24 protein-coding genes are annotated in these 25,814 nt (G+C 52.1%); 12 read left to right on the top strand and 12 right to left on the bottom strand.

What is annotated here, in order from left to right; translation table 11 throughout:
* Positions 1 to 17: 17 nt before the first annotated feature.
* The 3 genes from DCC81_RS04710 to DCC81_RS04700 are packed head-to-tail and all read left to right on the top strand — an operon-like array spanning position 18 to position 2,963.
* A complete protein-coding gene (locus tag DCC81_RS04710) occupies positions 18 to 899 on the top strand; it encodes a diacylglycerol/lipid kinase family protein (protein WP_165806434.1) in 882 nt (293 codons plus the stop codon).
* 24 nt (positions 900 to 923) lie between these two features.
* Entirely contained in the window at positions 924 to 1,259 is a 336-nt protein-coding gene (locus DCC81_RS04705; protein WP_108685428.1) for a translation initiation factor, read from the top strand.
* 48 nt (positions 1,260 to 1,307) lie between these two features.
* Positions 1,308 to 2,963: a glycosyltransferase family 39 protein gene (locus DCC81_RS04700; protein WP_262510153.1), complete on the top strand. Its 1,656-nt coding sequence runs from the start codon at positions 1,308 to 1,310 to the stop codon at positions 2,961 to 2,963.
* A 75-nt stretch (positions 2,964 to 3,038) separates the two neighbouring features.
* On the opposite strand, the gene porN is transcribed toward DCC81_RS04700, so the two are convergent.
* The 7 genes from porN to DCC81_RS04665 form a co-directional block, all read right to left on the bottom strand.
* Positions 3,039 to 4,088 (bottom strand): type IX secretion system ring subunit PorN/GldN, encoded by a 1,050-nt coding sequence (gene porN, locus DCC81_RS04695; protein WP_108685426.1) that lies wholly within the window; start codon positions 4,086 to 4,088, stop codon positions 3,039 to 3,041.
* Between the two features lie 25 nt (positions 4,089 to 4,113).
* Positions 4,114 to 5,643, bottom strand: a complete 1,530-nt coding sequence (gene porM, locus DCC81_RS04690; protein WP_108685425.1) for a type IX secretion system motor protein PorM/GldM — start codon at positions 5,641 to 5,643, stop codon at positions 4,114 to 4,116.
* A gap of 51 nt (positions 5,644 to 5,694) precedes the next feature.
* The gene (gene porL, locus DCC81_RS04685; RefSeq protein WP_240612894.1) at positions 5,695 to 6,432 is read right to left on the bottom strand and encodes a type IX secretion system motor protein PorL/GldL; all 738 of its coding nucleotides are present in this window, start codon (positions 6,430 to 6,432) and stop codon (positions 5,695 to 5,697) included.
* A 117-nt stretch (positions 6,433 to 6,549) separates the two neighbouring features.
* Positions 6,550 to 7,851 (bottom strand): T9SS ring complex lipoprotein PorK/GldK, encoded by a 1,302-nt coding sequence (gene porK, locus DCC81_RS04680; RefSeq protein WP_240612893.1) that lies wholly within the window; start codon positions 7,849 to 7,851, stop codon positions 6,550 to 6,552.
* A 263-nt stretch (positions 7,852 to 8,114) separates the two neighbouring features.
* Positions 8,115 to 10,160 (bottom strand): thioredoxin domain-containing protein, encoded by a 2,046-nt coding sequence (locus tag DCC81_RS04675; RefSeq protein ID WP_108685423.1) that lies wholly within the window; start codon positions 10,158 to 10,160, stop codon positions 8,115 to 8,117.
* Between the two features lie 253 nt (positions 10,161 to 10,413).
* On the bottom strand, positions 10,414 to 11,163 hold the full coding sequence (locus DCC81_RS04670) for a uroporphyrinogen-III synthase (protein WP_240612892.1): 750 nt from the start codon (positions 11,161 to 11,163) through the stop codon (positions 10,414 to 10,416).
* Positions 11,164 to 11,258: 95 nt separating this feature from the next.
* On the bottom strand, positions 11,259 to 12,419 hold the full coding sequence (locus tag DCC81_RS04665) for a DUF4271 domain-containing protein (RefSeq protein ID WP_165806433.1): 1,161 nt from the start codon (positions 12,417 to 12,419) through the stop codon (positions 11,259 to 11,261).
* A 146-nt stretch (positions 12,420 to 12,565) separates the two neighbouring features.
* On the opposite strand from DCC81_RS04665, the gene hemW reads away from it, so the two are divergent.
* Positions 12,566 to 13,690, top strand: coding sequence for a radical SAM family heme chaperone HemW (hemW, locus tag DCC81_RS04660; protein WP_108685421.1), 1,125 nt, complete (start codon positions 12,566 to 12,568; stop codon positions 13,688 to 13,690).
* Between the two features lie 254 nt (positions 13,691 to 13,944).
* Here the strand turns inward: hemW and DCC81_RS04655 are convergent, their stop codons facing one another.
* Together DCC81_RS04655 and DCC81_RS04650 are read right to left on the bottom strand one after the other, a co-directional pair.
* Entirely contained in the window at positions 13,945 to 14,919 is a 975-nt protein-coding gene (locus tag DCC81_RS04655) for a deoxyhypusine synthase family protein (RefSeq protein WP_108685420.1), read from the bottom strand.
* Between the two features lie 157 nt (positions 14,920 to 15,076).
* Positions 15,077 to 15,541, bottom strand: coding sequence for a hypothetical protein (locus DCC81_RS04650; protein WP_108685419.1), 465 nt, complete (start codon positions 15,539 to 15,541; stop codon positions 15,077 to 15,079).
* A gap of 478 nt (positions 15,542 to 16,019) precedes the next feature.
* Here DCC81_RS04650 and DCC81_RS04645 point away from each other — a divergent pair, with 478 nt between their 5' ends.
* The 6 genes from DCC81_RS04645 (at position 16,020) to DCC81_RS04620 (ending at position 21,150) form a co-directional block, all read left to right on the top strand.
* Complete coding sequence (locus DCC81_RS04645; protein WP_108685418.1) at positions 16,020 to 16,604, top strand: acyl carrier protein phosphodiesterase; 585 nt, start codon at positions 16,020 to 16,022, stop codon at positions 16,602 to 16,604.
* Between the two features lie 90 nt (positions 16,605 to 16,694).
* The gene (locus DCC81_RS04640; RefSeq protein ID WP_108685417.1) at positions 16,695 to 17,285 is read left to right on the top strand and encodes a DUF2911 domain-containing protein; all 591 of its coding nucleotides are present in this window, start codon (positions 16,695 to 16,697) and stop codon (positions 17,283 to 17,285) included.
* A gap of 307 nt (positions 17,286 to 17,592) precedes the next feature.
* Positions 17,593 to 18,732 carry a cystathionine gamma-synthase gene (locus DCC81_RS04635; protein WP_240612891.1) on the top strand — a complete coding sequence of 380 codons (1,140 nt, stop codon included), beginning with the start codon at positions 17,593 to 17,595 and terminating at the stop codon, positions 18,730 to 18,732.
* A gap of 155 nt (positions 18,733 to 18,887) precedes the next feature.
* Complete coding sequence (locus tag DCC81_RS04630) at positions 18,888 to 19,670, top strand: TIGR02757 family protein (protein WP_240612890.1); 783 nt, start codon at positions 18,888 to 18,890, stop codon at positions 19,668 to 19,670.
* Between the two features lie 14 nt (positions 19,671 to 19,684).
* Positions 19,685 to 20,629, top strand: coding sequence for a DUF6263 family protein (locus tag DCC81_RS04625; protein WP_133177542.1), 945 nt, complete (start codon positions 19,685 to 19,687; stop codon positions 20,627 to 20,629).
* Between the two features lie 152 nt (positions 20,630 to 20,781).
* The gene (locus DCC81_RS04620) at positions 20,782 to 21,150 is read left to right on the top strand and encodes a hypothetical protein (protein WP_108685414.1); all 369 of its coding nucleotides are present in this window, start codon (positions 20,782 to 20,784) and stop codon (positions 21,148 to 21,150) included.
* Positions 21,151 to 21,225: 75 nt separating this feature from the next.
* Here the strand turns inward: DCC81_RS04620 and DCC81_RS04615 are convergent, their stop codons facing one another.
* A complete protein-coding gene (locus DCC81_RS04615; protein WP_108685413.1) occupies positions 21,226 to 21,888 on the bottom strand; it encodes a sterol desaturase family protein in 663 nt (220 codons plus the stop codon).
* Between the two features lie 185 nt (positions 21,889 to 22,073).
* Between DCC81_RS04615 and DCC81_RS04610 the strand changes: the two genes are divergently transcribed.
* Both DCC81_RS04610 and DCC81_RS04605 read left to right on the top strand, forming a co-directional pair.
* Entirely contained in the window at positions 22,074 to 23,105 is a 1,032-nt protein-coding gene (locus DCC81_RS04610; protein WP_108685412.1) for a fumarylacetoacetate hydrolase family protein, read from the top strand.
* A gap of 19 nt (positions 23,106 to 23,124) precedes the next feature.
* Positions 23,125 to 24,000 carry a flavin reductase family protein gene (locus tag DCC81_RS04605; RefSeq protein WP_108685411.1) on the top strand — a complete coding sequence of 292 codons (876 nt, stop codon included), beginning with the start codon at positions 23,125 to 23,127 and terminating at the stop codon, positions 23,998 to 24,000.
* A gap of 93 nt (positions 24,001 to 24,093) precedes the next feature.
* Here DCC81_RS04605 and DCC81_RS04600 read toward each other — a convergent pair whose 3' ends face one another.
* Both DCC81_RS04600 and DCC81_RS04595 read right to left on the bottom strand, forming a co-directional pair.
* Positions 24,094 to 24,915 carry a DUF4197 domain-containing protein gene (locus DCC81_RS04600; RefSeq protein WP_108685410.1) on the bottom strand — a complete coding sequence of 274 codons (822 nt, stop codon included), beginning with the start codon at positions 24,913 to 24,915 and terminating at the stop codon, positions 24,094 to 24,096.
* 62 nt (positions 24,916 to 24,977) lie between these two features.
* A complete protein-coding gene (locus DCC81_RS04595; RefSeq protein ID WP_108685409.1) occupies positions 24,978 to 25,811 on the bottom strand; it encodes a universal stress protein in 834 nt (277 codons plus the stop codon).
* Positions 25,812 to 25,814 lie beyond the last annotated feature (3 nt).

Raw genomic sequence — 25,814 nt, 5'->3', positions numbered from 1 at the left:
ACCTGAATGCAATTACCTTGAAGAAGATCCTCATCATCATTAACCGGAAAGCCGGCACCAACCGTCAAAAGCTGTTGGACGCCCACATAGCCCGCCACTTCCCGGAAAATGCCTTCCACGTAGAAACGGTGTACCTGGCTTACATGGGCCATGGGGAAGACCTTGCCAAAGATGCAGTGACCCGCCACTTTGATATTGTAGTGGCCGTGGGCGGCGATGGCTCTATTAACGAAATAGCCCGTGGCCTGCGGGGCAGCAAAACCGCCCTGGGCATCATTCCCCTGGGCAGCGGCAATGGCCTGGCCCGTGCCCTGAAAATACCGCTGAACATAGACAAGGCCATGGAACTGATCGTAACCGGCAGGCCCCGCCCCATGGACGTGGGCTTTGCCAACGAGCACCTTTTCCTCAGCAATGCCGGTCTTGGTTTTGACGCCAAAGTGGCGGAAGAATTCCGCCATACCAAGCACCGCGGCCTGTATGGCTACGCCAGCCAGGTGATCAAAAGTTTCAGGAATTACCGCTACCTTCCTTACCATATAGAAATAGACGGCAAAACGATCGAGGAGCCCGCGTTCCTGCTCACGATTGCCAACAGCAACCAGTTTGGTTTTGAATTTAAGCTGGCCGCGGATGCCACCGTATTTGACGGCCAGTTCGACCTTTGCCTAGTGCGCCCCATCTCCTTCTGGCAGTTGGCGCCACTCAGTTTCCACTCCCTGATGGGCAACCTGGAGAAAACTGATTTCATGCAGCACTACACCGGCCGCACCGTTACCATCAACAGCGAACAACTGGAATGCCTGCAGGTGGATGGAGACGCCGTGCCCCTGAGCAATGACCAGCAGGTTACCTTCCGCCTGGAACCCGGTGCCCTGCAGGTGATCGTGGCTGAATAATTCATGCTTCAAAACGTATTTCCCATGTCCAAGAACAAACGCACTACAAACGGTATCGTATTCTCCACCAACCCTGATTTCAAGCCCCAGCACGAGGAACCTGAAATACAGGATACCCTGCCGCCGGCCCAGCAGCAACTCCGTGTAAAACTGGACAACAAACAACGGGGCGGCAAAACGGTAACCCTCATTGATGGCTTCATTGGCACACCGGACGACCTGGAAAAGCTGGGTAAAGCGCTCAAGACAAAATGCGGCACCGGCGGCAGTGTAAAAGATGGCCAGATCCTGATCCAGGGCGATTATAAGGCCAAGGTGATCCAGTGGTTGACAGGATGGGGCTATACCAAAACGAAATAATTTCCAACTGCAGGAGAACTTATAAGGCCAGGTCCCGGCGGATCACTGGTGGAAAAGCCCGGGCGCATCATCGCATTGCGCCCGGGCTTTTCATTTCCCCGGAACATTGAAGTTGCTATTGGGAAATTTCTTCTGCCGGCTTTTTGTATTTTGTTCCAAAGTCTGCTTATGCCCCCACGCAAAAATACCTGGGTATTGCTCCTGCTGTTAGCTTCGAAAATAGCGTTGCAATACTGTGTTGTTTCCCCGCAATATGATCCTCACCGCGATGAATTCCTGCACCTGGACCTGGGGCACCACCTGGCCTGGGGCTACCTGAGCGTACCACCCCTATCTGCGGTGGAAGCCTTTTGCATACAGTGGCTGGGCAACGGGGAGTGGGCCGTGCGCCTGTTCCCGGCCGTATTTGGCGCACTCACCATCCTGCTGGTCTGGCAACTGGTGGCGGCCGCAGGCGGGCACTTGTATGCGCAACTGCTGGCATGTTTTGCCATGCTGTTCTCTTCCTACCTGCGCCTTAATATGCTGTTCCAGCCCAATTCGTTTGACGTGCTGGCCTGGACCTGGATCTACTATTGTCTGGTGCGTTATATCCAGACAGAAAAACCTCGATGGATGATCTGGCTGGGCGTGGCCCTGGGGCTGGGTTTCCTGAATAAGTACAACGTGATGTTCCTCGTAGTAGCGCTGCTACCTGCGTTGCTACTTACACCGCAACGCAGGTTGATGGCTACCCGGCCTTTCTGGTACGGAGCCGGCGTGGCGTTACTGATCGCATTGCCCAATATTATCTGGCAATGGCAACATAACTTCCCGCTGGTACATCACATGAAAGAGCTCAACACTACCCAGTTGGTAAATGTAACCGCATCAGGCTATCTTCTCTCCCAGGCTTTATTCCTGTTTGGTTCCATCTATCTCTGGATAGGCGGAGTGGTGGCGCTTTTCGTGTATCCCCCTTTCCGGTCTTACCGTGCATTGGGCTGGTCTTTTCTTTTTGTAACAGGCCTTTATTTGCTGGCGCATGGTAAATCTTATTATGCCTTTGGCCTGTATCCCATGCTGCTGGCCTTTGGCAGCGTATATTTTGAGCATTTGTTTGAGCATGGCTGGAAACGTTACCTGCGCCCGCTTTGGGTGCTGGTACCCGTGGGATTGCTGGCCTGGGTGTTTGACATTGTATACCCGGTGGCCAGTCCTGCGCGGCTGCAGTTGCAACACCACCGCATGCAGCGGCTTGGATTATTGCATTGGGAAGATGGTAAGGATCACTTACTACCGCAGGACTTTGCAGACATGCTGGGCTGGCACCAGATGGCAGACCTGGCGCTGAGCGCTTATCACAAACTGCCGGATAGCGTGAAGCCGCATACCCTGGTCATTTGCGGCAACTATGGCGAAGCCGGTGCCCTGAACTTCTACAACCATGGTAAAATGCCGGATGCCATTGCTTACAATGCAGACTACGCGTATTGGTTCCCGAAGATGGATACGCTTTCCGCCATCATTCTGCTGGATGACGAACCGGACGAACTGGCAAAGCGGGTAGCGGGCAGTATTGTAAAAGAAGGGCAGGTGACCAATGGGTATGCACGCGAGAATGGCACTGCCGTATTTACCCTCCGTGAGCTGCAACCGGGGCTGCTGGCCCTTTTGCGGGACAAGGCAACGGCAACGATCAACGAATATGAAGCCCGGAAATAAAGCAGGCATTCCGAAAAGCAAAAGCGGCAACCCGTTTACCGGATTGCCGCTTTTTGTATTCAATGCATTCAACTATCAATACTGCCAGAGGTCTTGTTCCTTGTTAAAGATCTTGTCATGGATGGCTTGTCCTTCCATGAGGCGCATTACGCCGTCTTTAATGTAGTCCTTGATCTCACGGTTGTAGTTATTGTTCTCCTTGATGATGTAGCTGGAGAAAAAGCGCATTTCAAATACGTCTTCCCAACTCATGCTGGCTGCGTCGTTGTTCTGGTTGTAAACATCAAATTTAGCCAGTACAGGGCGCAGGTCAGGATAGTATACCCAGAACAGGGGGATGGAGGCGCGCAGGCTGCCGTCTTCGTTCATACGGGCCACCATGGGGGCTATACCCAGGATGCGCACTTTGAGCGCGGAGGCTTCCTTGTCTATCACCCACACTTCCTTGATCTTGAATTGCTTGATCGTTTCGGGGTTGAAATCATCCCGGGTTTCCACCATTTTTTCCTCACCGGTCACGGGGTCAATGCTGCGCACTTGTTTTACCTCGCCCTGCAGCTTGCCCATGATCTCTTCGTAAGGCATCACGGTGGTGAAACGGTCATCAATCGGGTTGAAGGCCTCTACTTCCTTGTTCTTGATCGCGTTCAGCAGGATGTTGATGAACAGCTGGTTCGTACCGTTTTCATCCTCTACGTTATACTGGAAGGGCAGGTTCATTTTTTCGCGGATGTCAATGATCTGCCATACGCGTTTTTCCCAGAACTTGTCGTCTTCACGGATATAATCGTAGGTGAGAGGTGTACGGTCACGGATAAGGCTCTTGGCGGTTACACCATCCACACGCTTGGACGTACGGGGTGTATCTACCATGGGGCCTGCGCTGATGCCATCCGGGCGCAGGGAAGGCTGCGTACCAGTGGTGGCTGGCGCCGCGGGGGGAGGAGCCACTGTGTTACCGGTTGCCGGGTTGGTCACGCCTGCGTTGGGATCGGTCTGCTGGGTTGCATCAGCAGCCGGTTTACGCCGGGTGGCGCCGCCGCGACGTTGTGCATCAGCGCCGGTGCTGATCAGGGCAGTCAGTAAAACGCACCATGCTATCCGGTTGATCATTGTTGAACGCATAGAATTCAAGTTGTAAAGGACCGTTTTAGTTTAATTTGAAGGAAATGTTACCCATGTCGCGTACGCGGCCATCGGGACCTTTCACTTTTACATTGTCGAAGTATACCTGGTCGCCGGGTTTCAGGGAACGTACAGAAGCCTGGATGCTGCTGGGGAAGTAAGCGCTGTTAGCGTCGCCTTCCGCATAGTCCCTGCCTTTTGCATCGATACCGATACGGTAACCAACTACATCATATTTCACACCTTCAAATTCAAAGTTCTCCAGGTCAGCACGCAGGCCGCCCTGTACTTTAAATTCAGAGGCTTTCATATAACCGGATTTGTTCATACCCACTTTCAATACAGGGTCGGGGATGAATTTCACACGGAATTCTTTGGAAGAAAGGTTCTTGCCATCAGCAGATACCACGATGTTTGCTTTGCCAGGCTGGCTGCACGTTACCAGGAACTTGCCGGCTGCTTGTTTGGCAATGCTACCACCGGTGATAGAAGCGGCTACTTTTTCAGCAGGTACGCCGGCAGCGGTGATAGAGATCGGGTTCTGTACACCGATATAAAGAACGTTCATCTTGTCTGCAGAGATAGAAGTAGCAGAAGCGCCTACGGTGTAAGGTTCGTTGATCGCAGATTCTACTATTTCACCATTGGGCTTTTTCAGCTTGATGGTACCGGTCAGCGTCTTATCACCCAGGCCGGATACGGGGAGGGTGTAAGTAGCAAGACCGTTCTCCACTTTCAGGGTCTGGCCATTCACTACGATCTCAGGGCTCACGGTAGTGCTGTAAGCGCCGATCGCGATCTGGGCAGTGAGGGTCTGGCCTTCCTGCAGGTTCTTGGAGTTCATGGATACGAACGCCTGCATTTTATCGAACACGATGTCATTGGCGTGAATCTGCTTCAGCAGGTCTTCCACTACCATGGACTCAGAGTTTTTCACGTCGTTCTGCAGTTTAGACAGGATGGTGAAAGCAGCTACTGCGGGCACCATGTTAAAGTGGTAGGTGGTCCAGGTCTTAGCCTTGCCATCTTCCCCCTTATAGCTGTCCTGGATCTGCAGGGGCAGCGCTTTATCAAAAGTAGCGCGGTCTTTAGGATCTACACTGCTCAGCAGGCTGGTGCGGAACTTTTTGAGCATAGCCTGCAGCTCGGGGCCCTTCTTTTGGTTTTCCATGATGCGGGTGGCCACATCCAGGTTACCTTTTTCTTTCAGTGTTTTTTCACCGCTTGCTTCGGTTTCGTAACCACCGGTTTCTTTGGCGATCTGGTCTTTCAGCGCTTCCAGCTGGTCGTAAGCTGTTTTAGCTTCCGCTTTTACGGCATCAGCCTTTGCTTTCAGCGGGCCTACTTTTTCAGGATCGTCCGCCATTTGCTTTACAAAAGCTGCGTATGCGTTATTGTTCTTTCCGGTGATGGAAACGTTAGAGTTATCGATTGAATTGTTTACGATGGTAAACGCATTCAGGATCTCCGCAGACACGTTCAGTGCCAGCATGGAGGTAAGCACCAGGTACATGATGTTGATCATCTTTTGCCTGGGGTCTTTTGGTAATGCCATAGTTCTTTTCTTTTTGGATTAAAGCCTTTGTTTCAACTATAGTATTTCCAATTATCCTTTCATTGCGGACAGCATGTTGCCGTAAACAGTGTTCAGGTTACCGAGGTTCTTAGCCAGCAGTGTGATCTGTTCCTGTGTTTTCTTAGCATCTTCCACGCTATTGTTCATGGCTGCAGAAGCATTCACCAGGTTGCCGTAGAACTTGTTCATGGCTTTCAGGTGGTTGTTGGTATCCTGCAGTTCCAGTTCATAGATAGCGTTCAGGGAAGCCAGGTTCTTGCTCATCACCTGCATCTGCTCGTGGAAGGATTTAGTAGCATCAGAAGCGCTGTTGAAAGAAGATACAGCAGCAGCAGCATTGGTATATGCAGTAGCTACGTTACCTACGGCCACAGCAGCTTCCTTGGTTTTTGCTGTATAGTCACCGGTAGCAGCTACCACGTCGGAAATGTCGCGCATTTTGTCAACGGTAGTACCCAGTTTCTGGAAGTTCTCGCTCAGGCGTTGCAGGCTTACCGGCGTGATGTTGGCATCACCCAGCATTTTGTCCAAACCAGCCACATTAGGGCTGCCAGCGGCTACCACAGTTGTATGTGCAGGTGCATCATGACCACCGGTGTCCGGAACGAAGGCATACACCAGGAAGATGAGGGCCTCCACGCTCAAACCCATGATCAAAGCGATATCAGCGCCTTTCCAGTGCTCAATTTTGAACAGGGCCCCGATAATTACCACAGATGCAGCAGTACAAACGAAAAAGTTGAGCCATTTTGCTTTGTTAGGATTCATAGCCATAGGTTAAAATTTACTTTTTTAGTTAAATTTTGTTAAGGTTAAAGTGTTGAAGTTTATGGAATAGTTGTTTGCGCTAACGACTTGTGCTTGTTTTTCAGGATGTATTCCAAACTATTTGTGTTTGCTAAAATCGTTACGGGAACGGCTCAGGAACGCGATCGTACAACGGAAGCCGATGTAGGACTTGGCGCTGTCCTGGTATTCGTAAGAGCGGGTACCGGTTTGCAGGAAATAACCGATGTCTTTCCAGGAACCACCTCTTACAGCCTTACGTTTCATCTTCGGAGCCGCCGTATCCGGTACGTCCATGCGCAGGTAGGGGTTCATATCTGAAGTGAAAGAGTAAGCATTTTCATAATAAACGTCCTGTGTCCATTCTGCTACGTTACCAGCCATGTTGTACAGGCCGTAATCGTTGGGCCAGTAAGCATCTGCACGTACGGTGTAGAAGCCACCATCTTCCGGATAATCACCACGGCCTGGCTTGAAGTTGGCCAGCAAACATCCTTTCTTGTTGCGGATGTAAAGACCACCCCAGGGATAAGGCGCCTGCTCACGGCCACCGCGGGCAGCGTATTCCCACTGGGCTTCTGAAGGCAACTGGAACTTATCTTCTGTGAAGAGCTTCTTGGAGGTGCGGTAGTCTTCCCAGTAGCGGCTGCGCCATTCGTTGAAGGCGTTGGCCTGGTGCCAGGTAACACCCACTACAGGATAATTGTCAAAAGCCGGGTGCCAGAAATACATACGGGTCATCGGCTCGTTATATGCGTAAGAGAAGTCGCGGATCCAGCAGAGGGTGTCCGGGTAGATCGCCACATCTTTCTTTACGATGAACTGGGAGCGGGGCTTGCCGGCATTGGTACGCAGCTTAGCCTGGTCCCAGTTGAAAGTTTCGGAGTGATAAATGAGTTTATAAATATCGATCTCTTTCTTGCCGTACAGGCGGTTTTCCTGGGAGTAGTACAGCGGCTCCATCTTGTCGATGGTGGCCTTATCGGCATAGTTGATCTTCTGTTTCCAGTCAATGTAATCCTGCCCGTCATCCTGTTTTACATGACCCAGTAAAATGTGTGCGATGGAATCACGCACCCAGTTAACAAACTGGCGGTATTCATTGTTCGTGATCTCGGTAGCGTCCATGTAGAAGCCGGAAATGGAAATCGCTTTGTTGCGTGCTGTGAAAGAATAGTTCACGTCCTCATCACTGGGGCCCATGTGAAAAGTGCCGGACGGCACATACACCATTCCATAAGGTACAGGGGGAAAGTACTTCGGCCGGGGACTTACGCCGATTAATTGCCCTTGCGCATTGCCGGGAGTTTTTTTACTACCGCCACAGCTGGCCAGCAGGCTAACCAGCACGATCGCAAACAGACCACTGAAAAAATTAAGCTTCATAAGGGTAGCTTTCATTAGAATATGTGTTTTACGCTGAAAACCGCCAGGTGCTTCTAGCCTGTTGTAAGGACACACGCCTCTTACTTACGACCGGGCAAAGTTTTATCAAAGATAGCAAATGTAACAATATTTTTTAATCCGTAGTTACTTTTCCCACAAACTTTTCTCACCGGTTTCGGCCCTCGCGGGATATATAAACGCAAATTTTAACATTTTATTTTACGGGGTTAGCCCGATTTTTCGTTACGAGACGGCTCGTATCAAATATAAAACAAATATTAAATTAGTTTAATAATTTCTTCTATGTGTTTCACCGGTTTAATGCAATGGTAATGTTCGCACACGTAGATCAGCGTCTCCCCCTCCTGCTCCCGGCTGCTCAGCAGCGGGTAGTCCGGCCGGTCCTTTTCCGCGCCCAGTAAGACTTTGAAGGGAATATACACCTTCCCGATCTCATCCATCCTGGCCCGGAAATCCTTGCCTACCACGGCTATCTCCCGGGTGCCTGCCACCAGCTGTAACACGAAATTACACCATACCCCGAACGAGGTGGGATAGCGGCTCAGGGTTTGGGCCAGCTGGCCTGCCATCTTCACTGCACGGTCTGCCCACTCCTGGCGGTCATATGCAAGGGCCAGGTACCAAAGGTTGCCTGCCATCACGGAATTGCCGCTGGGTACTGCCCCGTCATAGATCTCTTTTTTGCGTACAATCACGTCTGCCTGGCCGGCTGCCGTGTAGTAAAAGTATAGCTGTTGCTCATCGGAAAACGCTTTACTCACATGCTCCGCCAGCAGTTGGGCTTTCTCCAGGTAGTGCAGGTGGCCGGTGGTCTCCTGCAGGGTTATCATAGCGCGGATGAACCAGGCGTAATCATCCAGGAACGCGGGATATTTAGCCTGCCCCGCTTTGCAGGTGTGGAAAAACGCAGGGGTTTCCCCGGGTTGTTTTAGTTGCGTCCAGCAAAATGCTGCATTCTTTTCCGCAGCATCCAGGTATGGCTGGTGCCCCAATGCCGCATAGGCTTTGCAATGGGCGTGTATCAATAACGCATTCCACCCTAATAAAATTTTGTCATCCAGCCCGGGGCGCACTCTTTTTTCCCGCGCTGCCAGCAACGCGGCCCTGCATGCTGCCAGTACGGTGGCCAGCCATTCCTTATCCAACTGGTTTTTAACGGCATAGTCTTCCAGGGTTTCCGGCATCCAGAGGATGTTCGTATGCTCCCAGTTCCCCTCATCTTTTACGCCGTAAAAATCACAGAACAAATTAGCCTGCTCTGTCAGGATAGACCCGATCTCCTCCCGGCTCCAGGTGTAGAATTTACCTTCCACCCCTTCAGAATCCGCATCCAGCGCGGCATACCAGCCACCGCCGGCATCCAGCATCTCGTTCTCAATGAAGGCCAGCGTGTGCCGGATCGTATCTGCATAGCGCTCGTCCTTTGTAAGTGTGTAAGCTTCCGCCAGCGTATCTACCAACAGGGCATTGTCATACAACATTTTTTCAAAGTGCGGCGCCAGCCACTGATCGTCTGTGGAGTAGCGGGCAAAGCCGCCCCCCAGCTGGTCATAAATGCCGCCCTGGATCATCTTGTCCAGCGAAAGTGTGGCCTGTGCAATGGCTTCCGGCTCCCGGAACAAATGCCCGTAGCGCAGCAGGAAATTGATATTGAACGTGCCGGGGAATTTCGGTGCACGCCCAAACCCGCCCCAGGTCTTATCCGCCTGCCCCATGATATTCTTATACATGGTATGACACTGATCCTGTGAAAACAGTTCATGACGGGGAATGTTCAGGTCAATGGGATTACTGAGGCCAAAATCGTTACTGCGGGTCATGTGCTCTGTGAGCTGGGCCGCCTGGGCCTCCAGGTCGGGCCGCTTTTCCAGGTAGGCATTGTGGATGGAGCGCAGCACGTCTGTCCATGAAGCCCGGTTGTACATGGCCTTTGGAGGGAAATAGGTACCCCCGTAAAAAGGCCGGGCGTCCGGCAGCAGGAACACATTGAGCGGCCAGCCACCCTGGCCGGTCATGGCCTGCACGGCATCCATGTAAATATGGTCCAGGTCCGGGCGCTCTTCCCGGTCTATCTTAATGTTGATGAAATACGCATTCATAAGGGCCGCGGTAGCCTCGTTCTCAAAACTTTCCCGCTCCATCACGTGGCACCAGTGGCAGGCGGCATAGCCGATGCTTACCAGGATGGGCTTATCCTCCCGGCGGGCCCGTTCCAGGGCCTCTTCGCCCCAGGGATACCACTCCACCGGGTTATGGGCATGTTGCAATAAGTACGGACTGGTCTCCTGTGCTAATCTGTTCATACGGAAAGTTGAAAGCGCAGCAGCTTCCCACAGCGGGATCTGTCCACAAGTTGTGCGCCAGTTTTGTTGGATAAGTATATGTTGTTCAACGAACTAAGTCACGTACAAGATAAGCCGTGTTCTGGTATTTTTTGTATTAATTCCATAAAAAAAGACAGCCCGGCGGACTGTCTTTTCAAATAGTATTTATAGGTACCGGTATGCAGCATAAAAAAGGCGCTGGTACCGGCAAGAAGCGGTGTAATTCCTGCAGCTATTTCTTCACCGTCATGTTAGACAGGTACAGCTCCAGGGCGGCCACCATGGAAGGTGCCTGGGGAGCCGGTGCCTTTACATCCAGGCGAAGACCTGCCTGCTCTACCGCGGCGGAAGTGGTAGGCCCGAAAGCGCCGATGGCGGTGCCATTCTGCACAAAGCCCGGTACGTTCTCAAACAGTGACTTTACGCCGGAAGGGCTGAAGAACACGATCATATCGTAGTCCTGTTTGGTCACTATTTCCTTTACATCATTGCTTACGGTTTTGTAGAGGCTGGCAGTAGCAAACTCGCATTTGTTAGCTTTGAACCATTCTTCAATATCTTTCTGCTGGCTGTCTGAGCTGGGGAAGAGGAACTTCTCGTTGTCGCGGTGCTTGTTCATCACCTCCAGGAGCCCTTTGGTGGAACCGTCTGCGCCGTAAAAAACCTTACGCTTGCGGTAAAGGATGAATTTCTGCAGGTAAAGGGCAACTGCTTCAGTGATACAGAAGTATTTGCAATCCTGTGACACCTTGATCTTCAACTCTTCGCATACGCGGAAGAAGTGGTCTACTGCGGTACGGCTGGTAAAGATCACCGCGGTGAATTGCAGGATGTCGATCTTTTGCTTCCGGAAGTCTTTGCCACTCACGCCTTCTACCCGGATAAACGGGAAGAAATCCAGCTTTACGTTGTATTTCTTGGCTAAGTCGAAATAAGGTGATTTTTCTGTTTCAGGCTTAGGTTGGGAAATCAGGATCGACAAGGTGTGTTTACTCTGCAAGTCTTTTTTTGGCCCGCCTTTTATCATACATTTTTGTGATTGCGCGTGTGTTAACAATTGGCTTTGTAACTGCTAAATTACCCGTTAACCAGTTTCAGGAGCACCTTCGTCAGAATGAGTACCGGCGCGACCTCGAATGCGCAAAGGTACAGAAAAAAATGCAATTTACTGAACGACAGGTACTGCTTCACCAGTGCATACGATCTAATATACCTGTATACAATCAATAATATGATCAAAAATATCGAAATATAGAGGAAAAACCGGGCTATTCCCGGTGAGCAGAAAGCCAGAATCACTAAAAAGGGCAACAACAATACGCCGGTGATCTTGTTGATCAGGTACAGGATGAAAACGTAGGCATCCACCAGGTCTTCATTGCCAAACAACCAGCCACACAGGCGCAACACCACGTACTTCACAAAATAGATGGCCGCCACCAGCAGGATCAGCGCAGGGATGAGCAGCAACGGGTTGTAGCTGGAAATGTATTGCAGGCGGAACATCACCAGGAACAGGTACATGCCCAGGCTGATGGCAAAGAAAATATTGAGCAAAAAGTTGGGAAACGGCGATTGGGACAACTGATCCTTCAGCTGGCGCTGGCTCAGGGTAGGATTGGTGAACGCGCGGAACAGGTCACTGAAATACTTCTGATATGCCAGGCGGATAATGCCCAGAATGAGCGTTACCCCCAGCATGATGTACACCAGCCAGTCCAGGCTGCGGTAATTGCGCAGCGGGTTCATATCGTATACCACGGGTTTGGGGCTACCGGTCTTGTGCAGGTTGTCCCCGGCCAGCAGGTGGTGACGGCGCAGGCTTCTCATCAGGCTGTCGTAGGCCAGGGAGCTGGCGGTAGGCGTGTACACGGACCGGCCCTGGGTAGGCGTGGCCACCGCATGCCTGGCGGCAGAGTCGGCGTAGGAAAACTGGCTGCTGTCTTTTTTTACACCTGCGGCCAAAGCAGCCTGGCGGGTAGTATCCGGTCTGCCGATGACGCGGCCCAGGGAATCGCGCTTCACCTTTGGCGCTATGACACGGCCCAGGGAGTCGCGGCGCACGGGCGCGATGGGCCGCCCCAGGGAATCGTGGCGGACCTTTGGCACTACTACATGACCGGCGGAATCGTGCTTAATGGTAGTGGTCACTTTCTTGGGAGGCACATGCCCGGTATCTGTCTGGGCAAAAATCGTAACCCGGCAGCAAAGCAGCAGGAGAAAAAACCAATAGCGCACAAAGAATATATTTCTGAATAATGGAGAGGCAACGCCACGTAACGCCGTAATTTTTAGGGCGATAAGCCTGCAGATGCCCAGGTTCACAAATATCTGATTATTTCCCATTAGTTGCATGGCCTTACCTTTGGGGCCTGAGAAAAAATATGGCTGGCATTTATATTCACATTCCATTTTGCAAACAGGCGTGCTACTATTGCAACTTCCACTTCTCCACTTCCCGGGGGCGGCAGTCAGAAATGGTGAGCGCCCTGCTGGCAGAACTGCTGCTGCAAAAAGATTACCTGGCCGGGGCACCGGTATCGTCCATTTACTTCGGGGGTGGCACCCCCAGCCTCCTGCAACTCACGGAAATAGAAAGCCTGCTGGCCCAGTGCCGCCTGCTCTTCCCCGTGAACGCGGATGCGGAGATCACCCTGGAGGCTAACCCGGACGACCTTACACCGGAAAAACTGCAGGCCCTCCACACGGCCGGCATTAACCGCCTGAGCATAGGCGTGCAGTCCTTCCACGAAGCAGACCTGCGCTGGATGAACCGGGCCCACAATGCGGGCCAGGCGCTCCAATGCATCCGCGAAGCACAGGCAGCCGGCTTTCACAATATCACGATAGACCTCATTTACGGAGGACCTACGCTCAGTGATGAAGGCTGGGCCATGAACCTGGAGCAGGTAAAGGCATTGAACATTCCCCATCTTTCCAGCTACGCCCTCACCGTGGAGCCAGGCACTGCCCTGGATCATTTCATTACGCAGCATAAAGTGCAGGCGGTAGACCCCGACAAGGCCGCCCGCCATTTTGAAATGCTCATGCAGTGGGCTGCTGCCAATGGGTATGAACATTACGAGATCTCCAACTTTGCCCGCCCCGGCTGGCACTCCCGGCACAACAGCAGCTACTGGCAGGGACAGCCCTACCTGGGAATAGGCCCGTCTGCACACTCCTTCAACGGGCACTCCCGCCAGTGGAATGTGGCCAACAACGCCCTGTACCTGCAGGCGCTGGAAAAACAAGCGCTGCCGTTTGAAAAAGAAACGCTCACCCCCACTATCCGCCTCAATGAATACCTGATGACATCCCTGCGCACTTCCCAGGGAGCCAGCCTGGCCTTCATCAGCGCCACCTTCGGGCAGGATAAAGCGGAGCGCCTGCGCCAGGCCGTGGAGCCTTATGTGGCCAGCGGCAAAATGCACCCGGTCATGGACTGGATGGTGCTCACCAATGCCGGGAAGCTGTTTGCAGACGGGATTGCATCGGACTTGTTTTTCTGATGGACGGCCCATTGGTGGTTGACAGCCTGCCTGCAGGTTGCTGACAGTTGGCCGGCCAGGTGGTTGACAGCCCGCCTATCGGTGCATGGCTCCATACATTGGCTCCCTGATGGTCGCCCGCTGGTGGCGGTTTTCCCACGCCCTCTTATCTGGTGCATGAATTACCTGCCATAAAACGTGAATTACCTGCCATAAAAAAAGACTGCCCCTTTCAAGGCAGTCTTCCTTCATGAAACAAGCTTCATCCCTAAGCCTTACCAGCCCAGGATATATGCAAAGATCAGGGGCGCCACGATGGTCGCATCTGATTCTACGATAAACTTCGGCGTGTGAATATCCAGTTTACCCCAGGTGATCTTCTCATTGGGCACGGCGCCGGAATAAGAACCGTAAGAGGTAGTGGAGTCGGAGATCTGGCAGAAATAGCCCCAGAAGGGAACATCATGCCATTCCAGGTCCTGGTACATCATGGGCACCACGCAGATGGGGAAATCACCTGCAATACCGCCACCGATCTGGAAGAAGCCTACGCCCTTGCCGCCGGAGTTTGCACGGTACCACTCGGAAAGGGTAGTCATGTATTCAATACCGCTCTTCATGGTGCTGGGTTTCAGCTCACCCTTGATGCAGTAAGAAGCAAAGATGTTACCCATGGTGCTGTCTTCCCAGCCCGGTACCACGATGGGAATGTTCTTTTCGGCTGCGGCCAGCATCCAGCTGTGCTTCGGGTCTATTTCGTAATGTTCTTTCATTACGCCGCTAAGCAGCAGCTTGTACATGTATTCGTGGGGGAAATAGCGTTCACCGTTGGTTTCTGCGTCTTTCCAGATCTTGAAAATATGTTGCTGGATGCGGCGGAATGCTTCTTCTTCGGGAATGCAGGTATCCGTTACGCGGTTATACCCTTTTTCCAGCAGCTCCCATTCATCCTGGGGGCTCAGATCGCGGTAGTGGGGCACGCGCTTGTAGTGCGTGTGGGCTACCAGGTTCATAATATCCTCTTCCAGGTTAGCGCCGGTGCAGGAGATGATGTCTACCTTGCCCGCGCGGATCATTTCAGCAAAGGAAATACCCAGCTCTGCCGTGCTCATGGCGCCGGCCAGGGTTACCATCATTTTACCACCTTCCAGTAAATGTGTTTCGTAGCCTTTGGCTGCATCTACCAGCGCTGCCGCGTTGAAGTGCCGGTAATGATGCTGGATAAATTGTGAAATGGGACCTTTTGTCATATGCTCTTAAATTTTTATCGGAGGGGCGAAGGTACGATTTTAGGGCAATGTGGGGGTGCCTTTCCGGAAAGTTAACGCGGCCTGCGGCATAGGGGCATAAAAAAGCCTGCCTTGATCGGTCAAGGCAGGCCTACAGATACTAAAACAGCGGATGCTATTACATGGCTTGTTTGAATTTGTTGTACACGCTCAACCAGCCGTCAGGCGTAGCCTTCACGATGGTGATCATGTCATCTTTACTTCTTTCAGTGATGTAGTAGGTCACTTCACCGTTTGCCTGGTACTCCGTAATGTTCTCAATGCGCTGACCGGCGTATTTCTTGGCCAGGCGGTTGGTTACCGCCAGGGGCAGCTGGTCTTCGTTCAGGTAACGGCTGGTGTTCAGCAGGTTACCGTCTGCATCAAAATGAGCGGTCACTTTAGACTCGCGGATGGTAAAGTTTGCAGTGTAGTTCTGGGCTTTATCATCTGTAAACCACTCTACGTTCTTAGCCTCGGTAAATTCCTTCTGGAAGGAGGCCATCACTTTTTTGTTGTTTACAGTTTCCTCTCTGAGGGAGGCAAAAGCTGTGCTGATACCGAATGTGGCAGCAACACAAAGCATCAGGATCATCTTTTTCATGGCGGAGAAAAATTTAATGATGTGATTGATTAGTGTTTATTGTTTGTTTGAATGATGATGTAAAACTACGTGCATCCGGGACAAGTGGCAAGGCTTACTATACCAGTGGCGGGTCATGATCAGTTTATATGATCCTATGTTGTAACGTGCATCCATAGCGGGTTACAGCACCTGGTGCCAGCCCCGCATCCAGTGCAGTGTTGCTGGGAAATGAAAAAAGTTGCAGCGGCCTGGGTTAAGGAATTGTTAAAAGGGAATTGTGGTAAGAATGGTAGATGCTGGATAAGAAGAAAGGGGGGAACGACTGATGGGTGGCGGGTTTGGTGGAAATGGGCGTTATTGCAATTTACGCAATAAAACTGTTAATGCAGATGGTTTTGCACAATATTTTTGCACTTCATTTGCACAATTATTAAAGACTGGATAAGCTGGCCTGGTTTTTAATACATTCGTGCTGCATGTACTATCAATTCTAACCATGAACTTCCTTGCCCACGCCTACCTCTCCTTTCACCAGCCGGACCTGATGACCGGCAATATGATCGGTGATTTTGTGAAAGGACGACAACTGGCCCTGTATCCGCAGCCCATACAGGAGGGCATCCGCCTGCACCGTGCCATCGATACCTTTACAGATAACCATCCTGCCACCTTTGCCGCCAGGGCTATATTCCGGCCACAGACCCGCCTATATGGGGCCGTGTTCACCGACATCGTGATGGACCACTTCCTGGCCAATGATCCGCGGCATTTCACAGATACCTCGCTCCAGGCCTTTGCACAGGAAGTATATGCCACGATAGGTACACCGCCGGTAGCACTGCCCTCCAGCTTTACCCATATGCTGGGATATATGTCTTCACAGAACTGGCTTTACAATTACCGCTTCCGCAACGGGATGGAACAAACCTTCCGCGGAATAGTAAGGAGGGCCAAGTATATCAACTTTGAAGCCAGCGTGCCACTGTCCGTTTTTGATACACATTACAACGCCTTGCAGCAATGCTACGATGAATTTTTCCCGGCCTTATATACCTTTGTTCAGAAATATACTGCCGCCTGACATTTTACAGCACATTATTCAGGGCAAAACCTGTACGTTTGCCCGGCAAATTTTTAATATCATCTATAAAGCAAATCGTAATTTTTATCTATGAAAAAGTACCTGCAATTCCTGGTTATGGCCAGCCTGCTGCTCACGCTGGGCATCAATGCAAAAGCACAGCATCCTGCACAACTGCCACCGCTGGACTCCAGTCCCATGGACATGGCTTACTTCCCGTCCATGTATCCTTACCTGGTGCGTGTAAAAGGGGAACCCGGCACCCTGGTGGCCCGCGTGGTGTACAGCCGTCCGCAAAAGAAAGACCGCGAGATCTTTGGCAAGCTGGTAGAATACGGTAAAGTATGGAGACTGGGCGCTAACGAAGCCACCGAGATCGAATTTTTCCAGCCGGTGACCATTGGCAATAAATCCATTCCCAAAGGCCGCTACACACTGTACGCTATCCCCACGGAGAAAACCTGGACCATGATCCTGAACAAGGACACTGATATCTGGGGCGCATATAAATACGACGAAAAGAAAGACGTGGTACGCGTAGATATTCCCGTAACCAGCCGCGATACCGTGGCCGAAAGCTTCACCATGCTGTTTGAAAAAAGCGATACCGGTGCAAACCTGAACATGTACTGGGACAAAACTGCCGCCAGCCTTCCCATTAAATTCAGTGTAAAGAAATAAGCGTGGGGGGCAGGCAAATTCCAGCCTCCCATTTCCAATATCAAAAACGTGAACGAAAAAGGCCCAAAGCTCCGGCGGAGCTTTGGGCCTTTTCTATACCGATACACTAACGGGGAGGAATATACGATAAACTGCTGAAATTCAATACAAATGCCGGTTCCGTGCATTACAGGATGTTTCCCATGCCGGTGGTCTATGTACATCCAATACAATTATTTTTCCATTACAAAAAAACATAATGCATAAAAAAGGTAGAATATGTAGTTTTGATCTTATCTTTATGAAGAGCGAAAACGCTACTGAAAATATGAAGCTTGGCACCAAACTGATTCACGCCGGCGTGGCCCCCGACCCGTCTACCGGCGCTATCATGACTCCGATTTTCCAGACCTCCACCTACGTGCAAAGCGCACCCGGTGTGCACCACGGTTATGAATACGCCCGCACCCAGAACCCTACCCGCGATGCCCTTCAGAACGCACTGGCGGCCATTGAGAACGGGAAGTTCGGCATCTCCTTCGGCAGTGGCCTGGCCGCTACAGACGGGGTACTGAAGCTGCTGCAGCCAGGCGACGAGGTGATTGCTTCCAACGACCTGTATGGCGGCACCTACCGTATTTTTACCAAGATCTTCCAGCGTTACGGCATCAGGTTCCACTTCATTGGCATGCAGGATGCACAGAACATCCGCCAGCATATTACGGCTGCCACGAAGCTGATCTGGATAGAAACACCTACCAATCCGCTGCTGAACATTATTGACATTGCCGCCTGCGCGCAGATAGCCAATGAGCACAACCTGCTGCTGGCAGTAGACAATACCTTTGCCTCGCCCTACCTGCAAACACCGCTGGACCTGGGCGCCCACATCGTGGTGCATTCCGCTACCAAGTACATTGGCGGCCACAGTGACGTGGTGCACGGCGCCGTGATCGTAAAGGACCAAGCACTGGCCGAGCAACTCTATTTTATCCAGAACAGCTGCGGGGCGGTACCCGGCCCGCAGGACTGCTTCCTGGTGCTGCGGGGCCTTAAGACCCTGCATGTACGCATGCAGCGCCATTGCGAAAATGGAGCGGCAGTGGCACAACACCTGCGCCAGCATCCCAAGGTGGACAAAGTGTACTGGTGCGGTTTTGAAGATCACCCTAACCATGCCATTGCCAAAAAGCAGATGCGCGGCTTTGGAGGGATGATCTCTTTTACGCTGAAAGACGATAGCCTGGAAGCGGCGCACAAAGTACTGAGCAATACCCACCTGTTTTCCCTGGCGGAATCCCTGGGCGGTGTGGAATCGCTCATTGGCCACCCGGCCAGCATGACCCACGCCTCCATTCCCCGCGAAGAGCGGTTGAAGAACGGGCTGGTAGATTCCCTGATCCGCCTCAGCGTAGGCATTGAAGATGTAGCTGACCTGATCGCAGACCTGGACCAGGCCATTGGCTAAAAAGACCGACAGACAAAACCTGACCGGCTGCAGCATTAGCTATGCCTGGCGCTGCAGCCGCTATCCTGCTATAGTATTTTTAACCTTATCCTCTGCCATGATCGCCAACTGTATCCCTGTACAGCCGGCGGTATGGACCTGCAGCGGACTATCCGATGAAAAGCATGAAGGGCCATGATTTAAAAGACTACCTGGACGCGAAAGCCGCGTACTACAATCAGCCGGATTTTATCCCGCACGATCCCATTGCCATTCCCCACCGGTTTAGCAAACTGCAGGATATCGAGATAGCCGCATTTTTTGCGGCCGTGCTGGCCTGGGGCAACCGCACTACCATTCTCAACAAAGGCACAGAACTGATGCGGATGATGGACAACGCACCGTATGATTTTATCCGGAACCACCAACCCCGCGACCGGATGGCCCTCATGTCCTTCAGCCACCGTACCTTCAATGGGCTGGACCTCCTGTATTTTATTGAATTCCTCCAGCACTGGTATACCAACGTTACTTCCCTGGAATTTGCCTTCAGCGGTCCTACGGACCCGCAGGATGAAACCGTGGAGAACGGCCTCATCGGTTTTCATAAGATCTTCTTTTCCCTGGAACACCCGGAAAGAACGGTCAAACATATTTCCACCCCTGCCAAAAACAGCGCCTGCAAACGCCTGAACATGTTCCTCCGCTGGATGGTGCGCAAAGACGATTGTGGCGTGGATTTTGGTCTATGGGAGCACATCTCGCCTGCCCAGCTGGTATGCCCGATGGATGTGCATGTGAGCCGCGTAGCCACGCGGCTGGGACTGATCCCGGAAGCCAAGGCCAATTGGAAAACAGCCCTGGCCCTCACAGACGCACTGCGGGAATTTTGCCCGGAAGATCCGGTCAAATACGACTTCGCTTTATTTGGATTAGGCGTAATTGAGAAGTATGTTTGACAAAAATTTAGTGAATGAAACACATTATTGCCTGGTGCCTATGCATGTGTGCCTCCCTTCCCGTGCTGCGTGCACAAGACTATGTGGACCTGAGTTATAATTTCCAGAAAGGCCAGCAATTCCAGTTAGAACAAAAAAGCCGCACTGAGAGCTACCTCACCGTGCAGGATATGATGCAGCGCTCCACCCGCGATTTCCAGGACGTACTGGTAATAGATGTTACAGACGCCGTCCCCGGTAAAGCCACGCTCACCCTCCATTATAAGGACCTGCGGTTTAACTTCAACGCGCACAACCAGAATATTATGGTAGATGCCAAGGTGGATAACGAAAAGGAACCCTTCCAGGCAGCTATCAAAAACCTGCTCAACCATGCCTTCACCGTGGAGCTACAAAGCTTTGGCATTGTAAAATCCGTCAATGGCCTGGATGAGGTGGTAGACAGCGCCTGTACCGCTGCTTTTGGCAGCCTGAAAGCCGATGAAAAAACTGCCTACACCCGCCTGGTAAAAGAACAATTTGGCGCCAAGGCCTTCCAGGCATGGCTGGAACAACTGCTCGTGATCTACCCCGCCCACGGCATTAAAACCGGCACCCAGTGGAACGAAACACTGCCCCTCCGCGCAGGGCTGAAAGGCGATATTGATTTCTTCTGGAACCTGCAAACCTGGGACAGTGAAACTGCCAAAGTGGGCGGCACTGGCAAGATCAAAACTGATAAGCAGGAAAACGTGCAGCTGGAAGATGGCTACACCGCCAATGCAGAAATAAGCGGCAACCTGCAAAGTGATTACCTGGTGACCCGCAGCAGCGGACTGCCCGCTATAGCCGTGCAGAACACAGAACTGAATGGCAACTACACCTACAAGGCAGACAAGTCAAAAGGCCTGAAAAAAGACTTGCAGGTCCCCGTGAAGATCATTACCAACGCTTCTTACAAGATCAAACAAATGAAATAAGCTGCATGCAGCCATAAGAAACGGCAGCACCGGTATACGGGCTGCCGTTTTTTATGGGCCTTCAAAAAACCTTCAGAATTTATTTCTTATTGATTTTCAAATACCTGGACCCTGGTTTGTGAGTTTGGTACACATTGTGCAATAGCAGGGTTATGGAACAAACGATCAATACCATGCCCGCTTTGTCGCCCTCCTACCTGGGTGCTACGGCCACCTGGCTAAAGCACTCTTTTGAACTACCCACACCGGCATCGCTTTCCTGGGACAACCTGGAAAACCTGCTGGCCCGCAAACTGGAAGCCCTGATCAGCGAAGACTTTCATCAATTCATTTTCCTGCTGTACCGCATAGACGTACCCGAACAGGCGGTACGGGATATCCTGGACGATGCCGGTGATAACGTAAACGTATATACGCAGATAGCGCGCCTCATTATCCGGCGCCAGGTGCAAAAGATCATCACCCGTGAAAGCTTTGCCCAGCCGCCGGCTGCAGGCCCCGATGATGAGGAAAGATGGTAACACGCATACAGGCGATAAAAAAAAGCGAAGTGCAACATGCCTTCGCTTTTTTTATGTTTTGTATAGTACGGTAAGCTATTTCTCAAACATCAGCTCCTTCACTTTTTCCTTGTCTTCCTTTTCTTTTGCCAGGTCAAAGGAAGTACCAAACACATAGTCCCACACGGAAGAACTTACACCAAAGCCTTTATCCTCGCTCTTGTAGTGGTGCAGGTGATGATTGCGCCACACCGGCTTCATAAACTTAAAGGGCGGGTTCCAGGCATGGATGGCGTAGTGCATGCTGCCATAGATCAGGTAACCCAGCAGGAAGCCGGGAAAGAACATGAACGTATAGCTACGCAGGAAAAGGTATTGTGCGGAAAAGATCACAGAGGCGAGGATAATGCTGGGCACCGGCGGCATGAAAAGACGCTGCTTATCGCGCGGGTATTCATGGTGGTTGCCATGCATCACGTAAATGAAACGCTGCATCTTAGGGCTTTCGGCCACGTAATGGAATGCAAAGCGGTGCATCAGGTATTCAAAGAAGGTCCAGAACAGCATAGCGCCTACAAACACCAGTGCCACCGTGGAAACGGGAAAGCCCAGTGTGGCGTGGCTGTAATAAAGCATGTAGGAAATAATGGGAGTGTACAGTCCCCAGATCACCAGGGGATGGGTTTTAGTCAGTACCTCGAGGTACTGGCTTTCAAATAAGCGTGCCTGTCCTTTGTTCTTAATTTTTTCGAATTTCATGTTAACGCCTGTTTATTCTAAGTTAAGGCAAAATTAACGCAAAACTTGTCATCCACCGTCAAAAAGCCATCATTTAATATTAATCATTTGTTTAATATATTTAGATTTCTTAACAACGAATTGAGGATTGGGTTGGCCAACTACCTTATATTTGGCTTTTTGGTGTTCTTATACATATTTGTCCAATGAAATTAGTGACTTACCTCCGGGAAGAAACCGACCAGCTGGCCCTTTTAGTAGACGGCCATTTATACAATACCCAGGAGCTCCACGATGAATTACCTAACAACATGCAGTTATTCCTGCTCATGTGGGACGATGTGATCGAGATTGCGCGCGGGGTGGAGGCGGAACTGAAAAAGGGGCGCCGCATAGGCAGCGCCGAGCCCATTCCGCTGGACAGTGTAACGCTGATGGCGCCGGTGCCTTTTCCCACCTCCTGCCGCGATGGGTACGCCTTCCGCCAGCATGTGGCCTCCGCCCGCCGCAACCGGGGGCTGGAGATGATCCCGGAATTTGATCAATACCCGATCTTTTACTTTACCAATCACAATGCCATCCAGGGCCCCGGCCCCATTGCCTGCATGCCGGACCATTTTGAGAAGCTGGACTTTGAACTGGAAGTGGCCGTGGTGCTGAACCGCTTTGGGCGCAATATTCCCGCGGCAGAAGCCGATGATTTCATTGCCGGCTTTATGATCATGAACGACATGAGCGCCCGCGTGCTGCAAATGGAAGAAATGAAACTGAACCTGGGCCCTGCCAAGGGCAAGGATTTCAGCACGGTAATAGGCCCCATGCTGGTAACGCCGGACGAACTGGCCGCCTATAAAATACCCGCAAAGCCCGGCCACACCGGCAACAACTACAACCTGAAAATGACCTGCAAGGTGAATGGCGTGGAAGTAAGCAACGGCAACATGGGCGATATGGACTGGACCTTTGCAGAGATCATTGAACGCTGCTCCTACGGGGTGAATGTAATGCCCGGTGATGTAATAGGCAGTGGTACCGTAGGCACCGGTTGCTTCCTGGAACTGAACGGCACCGGCCGCCTGAACGATCCCAATTACGAGGAACAGTGGCTGCAGCCCGGCGACGAAGTGACCATGGAGATCACGGGCCTGGGCACCCTCACCAACACCATCGAGGAAGAAGCCGCAGACCTGTCTATCCTGGCGCTGAAACAGCATTTCATGAATCTGCCAAAGGCGTAACCGTTTTAACCACGTTCGTATGATCATAGATCCCGCCACCCTGCCCGTGGCCGCCCTGCATGGTTACCTGCAGGGCGCCGTGGCCCCGCGCCCCATCTGCTTTGCCAGCACGCTGGATGCGGAAGGACGGCCCAATTTATCGCCCTTCAGCTTCTTCAACCTGTTTGGTACCAATCCGCCCACCCTCATTTTTTCGCCCGCCCGCCGCGTGCGCGATAATACCGTAAAGCATACCCTGGAAAACGTGCTGGCCACCCGCGAGGTGGTGATCAACGTAGTGTCTTACAATATGGTGCAGCAGGCCTCCCTGAGCAGCTGTGAGTACCCGCGGGACGTGAATGAGTTTGAAAAATCCGGCTTTACCCCCATTGCCTCCGAACGGGTAAAACCCTTCCGGGTAAAGGAAAGCCCCGTGCAGATGGAATGCAAAGTGCGGGAAGTGATCGCCACCGGCGATGGCCCCGGCGCCGGCAATCTGGTGATCTGTGAGCCGCTGCTCATCCACCTGGACGATGCCATCCTCAATGAGAAAGGCCAGATAGACCCACATAAAATAGACCTGGTGGCCCGCATGGGCGCTGACTTTTATGTACGCGCCTCCGGCAATGCCGTGTTTGAAGTGGCCAAGCCCAATAGCCACTGCGGCATTGGCATAGATGCGCTTCCCCCTGCCATCCGCCATAGCCGCGTGCTTACCGGCAACCACCTGGGCCAGTTGGGCAACGTGCACCAGCTGCCCCACATAGACGCCACCTTTGACGATGCACACCTGAAGCAGATCTTTCAATACTACAGCCTTACCCCGGATGAAATGGAAACAGAACTGCACCGGTATGCCGCACAGCTGCTGGACAAGGGTGATGTAGCAGGGGCATGGCAGGTATTGCTGGCGTAAAAGAAAATTGTAACACTGATCACTTACAATTGTTACCCAAAAAGAAAAGGCGCCCCGGAAGGCGCCTTTTGTATGTAAAACGGGTTTTGAAAACTATTTGATCAGTCCACCAAACACTTTCTTCAGCAGGTCCGTGGTTTGCTGCACGGGGTTGCTGCGGATGCTGGCTTCTTCTTTTGCGATCTGGTCAAAGAGGGCGGTTACAGCCTTGTCGGTTACATAGCCCTGCAGGTCCGGATTGGCCTTGTTGATGGTGGTGGGCAGCTTGTTGTAAGTAGCTACCAGGTTGCTGTAATACTTGGTGGCCAGGGTGCTATCCAGTTTGCTCTTGATCACCGGGCTGAAAGCAGCTTTCAGCTGGTCCGTGGTCTTGCCTTTAAAGTAGGCGGTAGCAGCGGTGGAATCACCTTTTACAATGTTCAGCGCATCCGTGATGGTCATTTGTTTGATGGCGCTGGCAAAGATGGGAGCAGCCTGTCCTACGGCCTGCTCCGCGGAGCGGTTGATCTGCAGGATGGCCTTGTCCACCTGGCTGCCCAGGCCTATCTGGCGCAGGGTAGCTTCTACCTTCTGTGCATCCGGCGGCAGCAGTACTTTGTAGATCTCGCTGCCAAAGAAACCATTCTGCTTGTTCAGCATGGAAATACCGGCGGTTACCCCCTTGCTCAGTGCCTGCTTGATAGCGTCTGCGGCCTGGTTCTGGGTTACATTACCGGTGCTGGTGCCGGAACTGGCAGTGGTGCTGGTAGAGGTAGTGGTGGTGGTGGCGCTGGAAGAAGTAGCTGTAGTGGTTTTAGCATTCTTTGCATTCTCAATAGAGTCAAAGTCCTGCTTCAACTTTTTCAGGAACTGGGCTTGTGCGCCTTGCAGGATAAAAAGGCTTGCGGCCACCAGCAATAAGGTACGTTTGATCATGGTATGTTTATGTTGCGGTTTTACAGTGATATGCAGGTGTAAATATGCACCAAATATCGCATTTATTCCCTGATGACCAACAAGGGTATATGGGAATGAAATGCAAGCTGGCGCGTGCGGCTGCGATGGAACAGGCCCGCCAGGAATCCATGCTGGCGGGGCACGGTGATAATAATGTCCGCCTTTTCCTGGTCTGCAAATGTGAGGATACCTTCTACCACGCTTTCATTTTCCACGAAACGGTACTCCGGCGTGTAATCGGCCAGGAGGGTGTCCATCACCAGGGTTTCAAAAGGCGTATCTGCTGTGAAGTGGCGTTTTTCGTGGTCTACATTAACCACGAAGAGGCGCGCACGGAAAGCATCCAGCAGCAGCTTCAGGGGCTGTATGGGAGTGTTTTCCGTAACCTTGCGGAAATCGCAGGCAAAGACCACGGTATTGATCTCCCGGAAAGAAGCCTCACCGGGAACAATGATCAGCGGTGTGTGGGTTTCTTTCATCACGTCCAGGGCGTTGCTGCCCAGCAGCATTTCCTCCACCCCGCTGCCGCCGGTGATCCCCATCACGATGAGGTCTGCCTGTTCCTCTTTGGCCACCTGGTCTATGTAGGCCTGGAGCAGTTGGTTTTCCGAGCGGGTAAGCAGGGTAACGCCTTCCGGCAGGTCGGCCTGGAGGCGGCTGCGCATCAGGGAAAGGCCGGTTTCACTGCTTTGTTTCAGGTCTTCCGGGTCAATGACCGGAATGGGGTCCGGCACATCCGGCACAGGCACTATGAGCTCATAAGCATGGTACAGCACCACCCGGGTGGTGCCTACCTGGCGGGCCAGGTGCAGGGCGTAGCGGGCGGCATTGTAGGCCGTGTCAGAAAAGTCAGTGGGGACGAGTATCGTTTTCATCGT

Origin of the sequence: Chitinophaga parva (assembly GCF_003071345.1) — a bacterium.
GTDB classification, from domain to species: Bacteria; Bacteroidota; Bacteroidia; order Chitinophagales; family Chitinophagaceae; genus Chitinophaga; species Chitinophaga parva.
The sequence above is the reverse complement of the archived record's forward strand: the minus strand, read 5'-3'. Positions and strand labels throughout refer to the sequence as shown.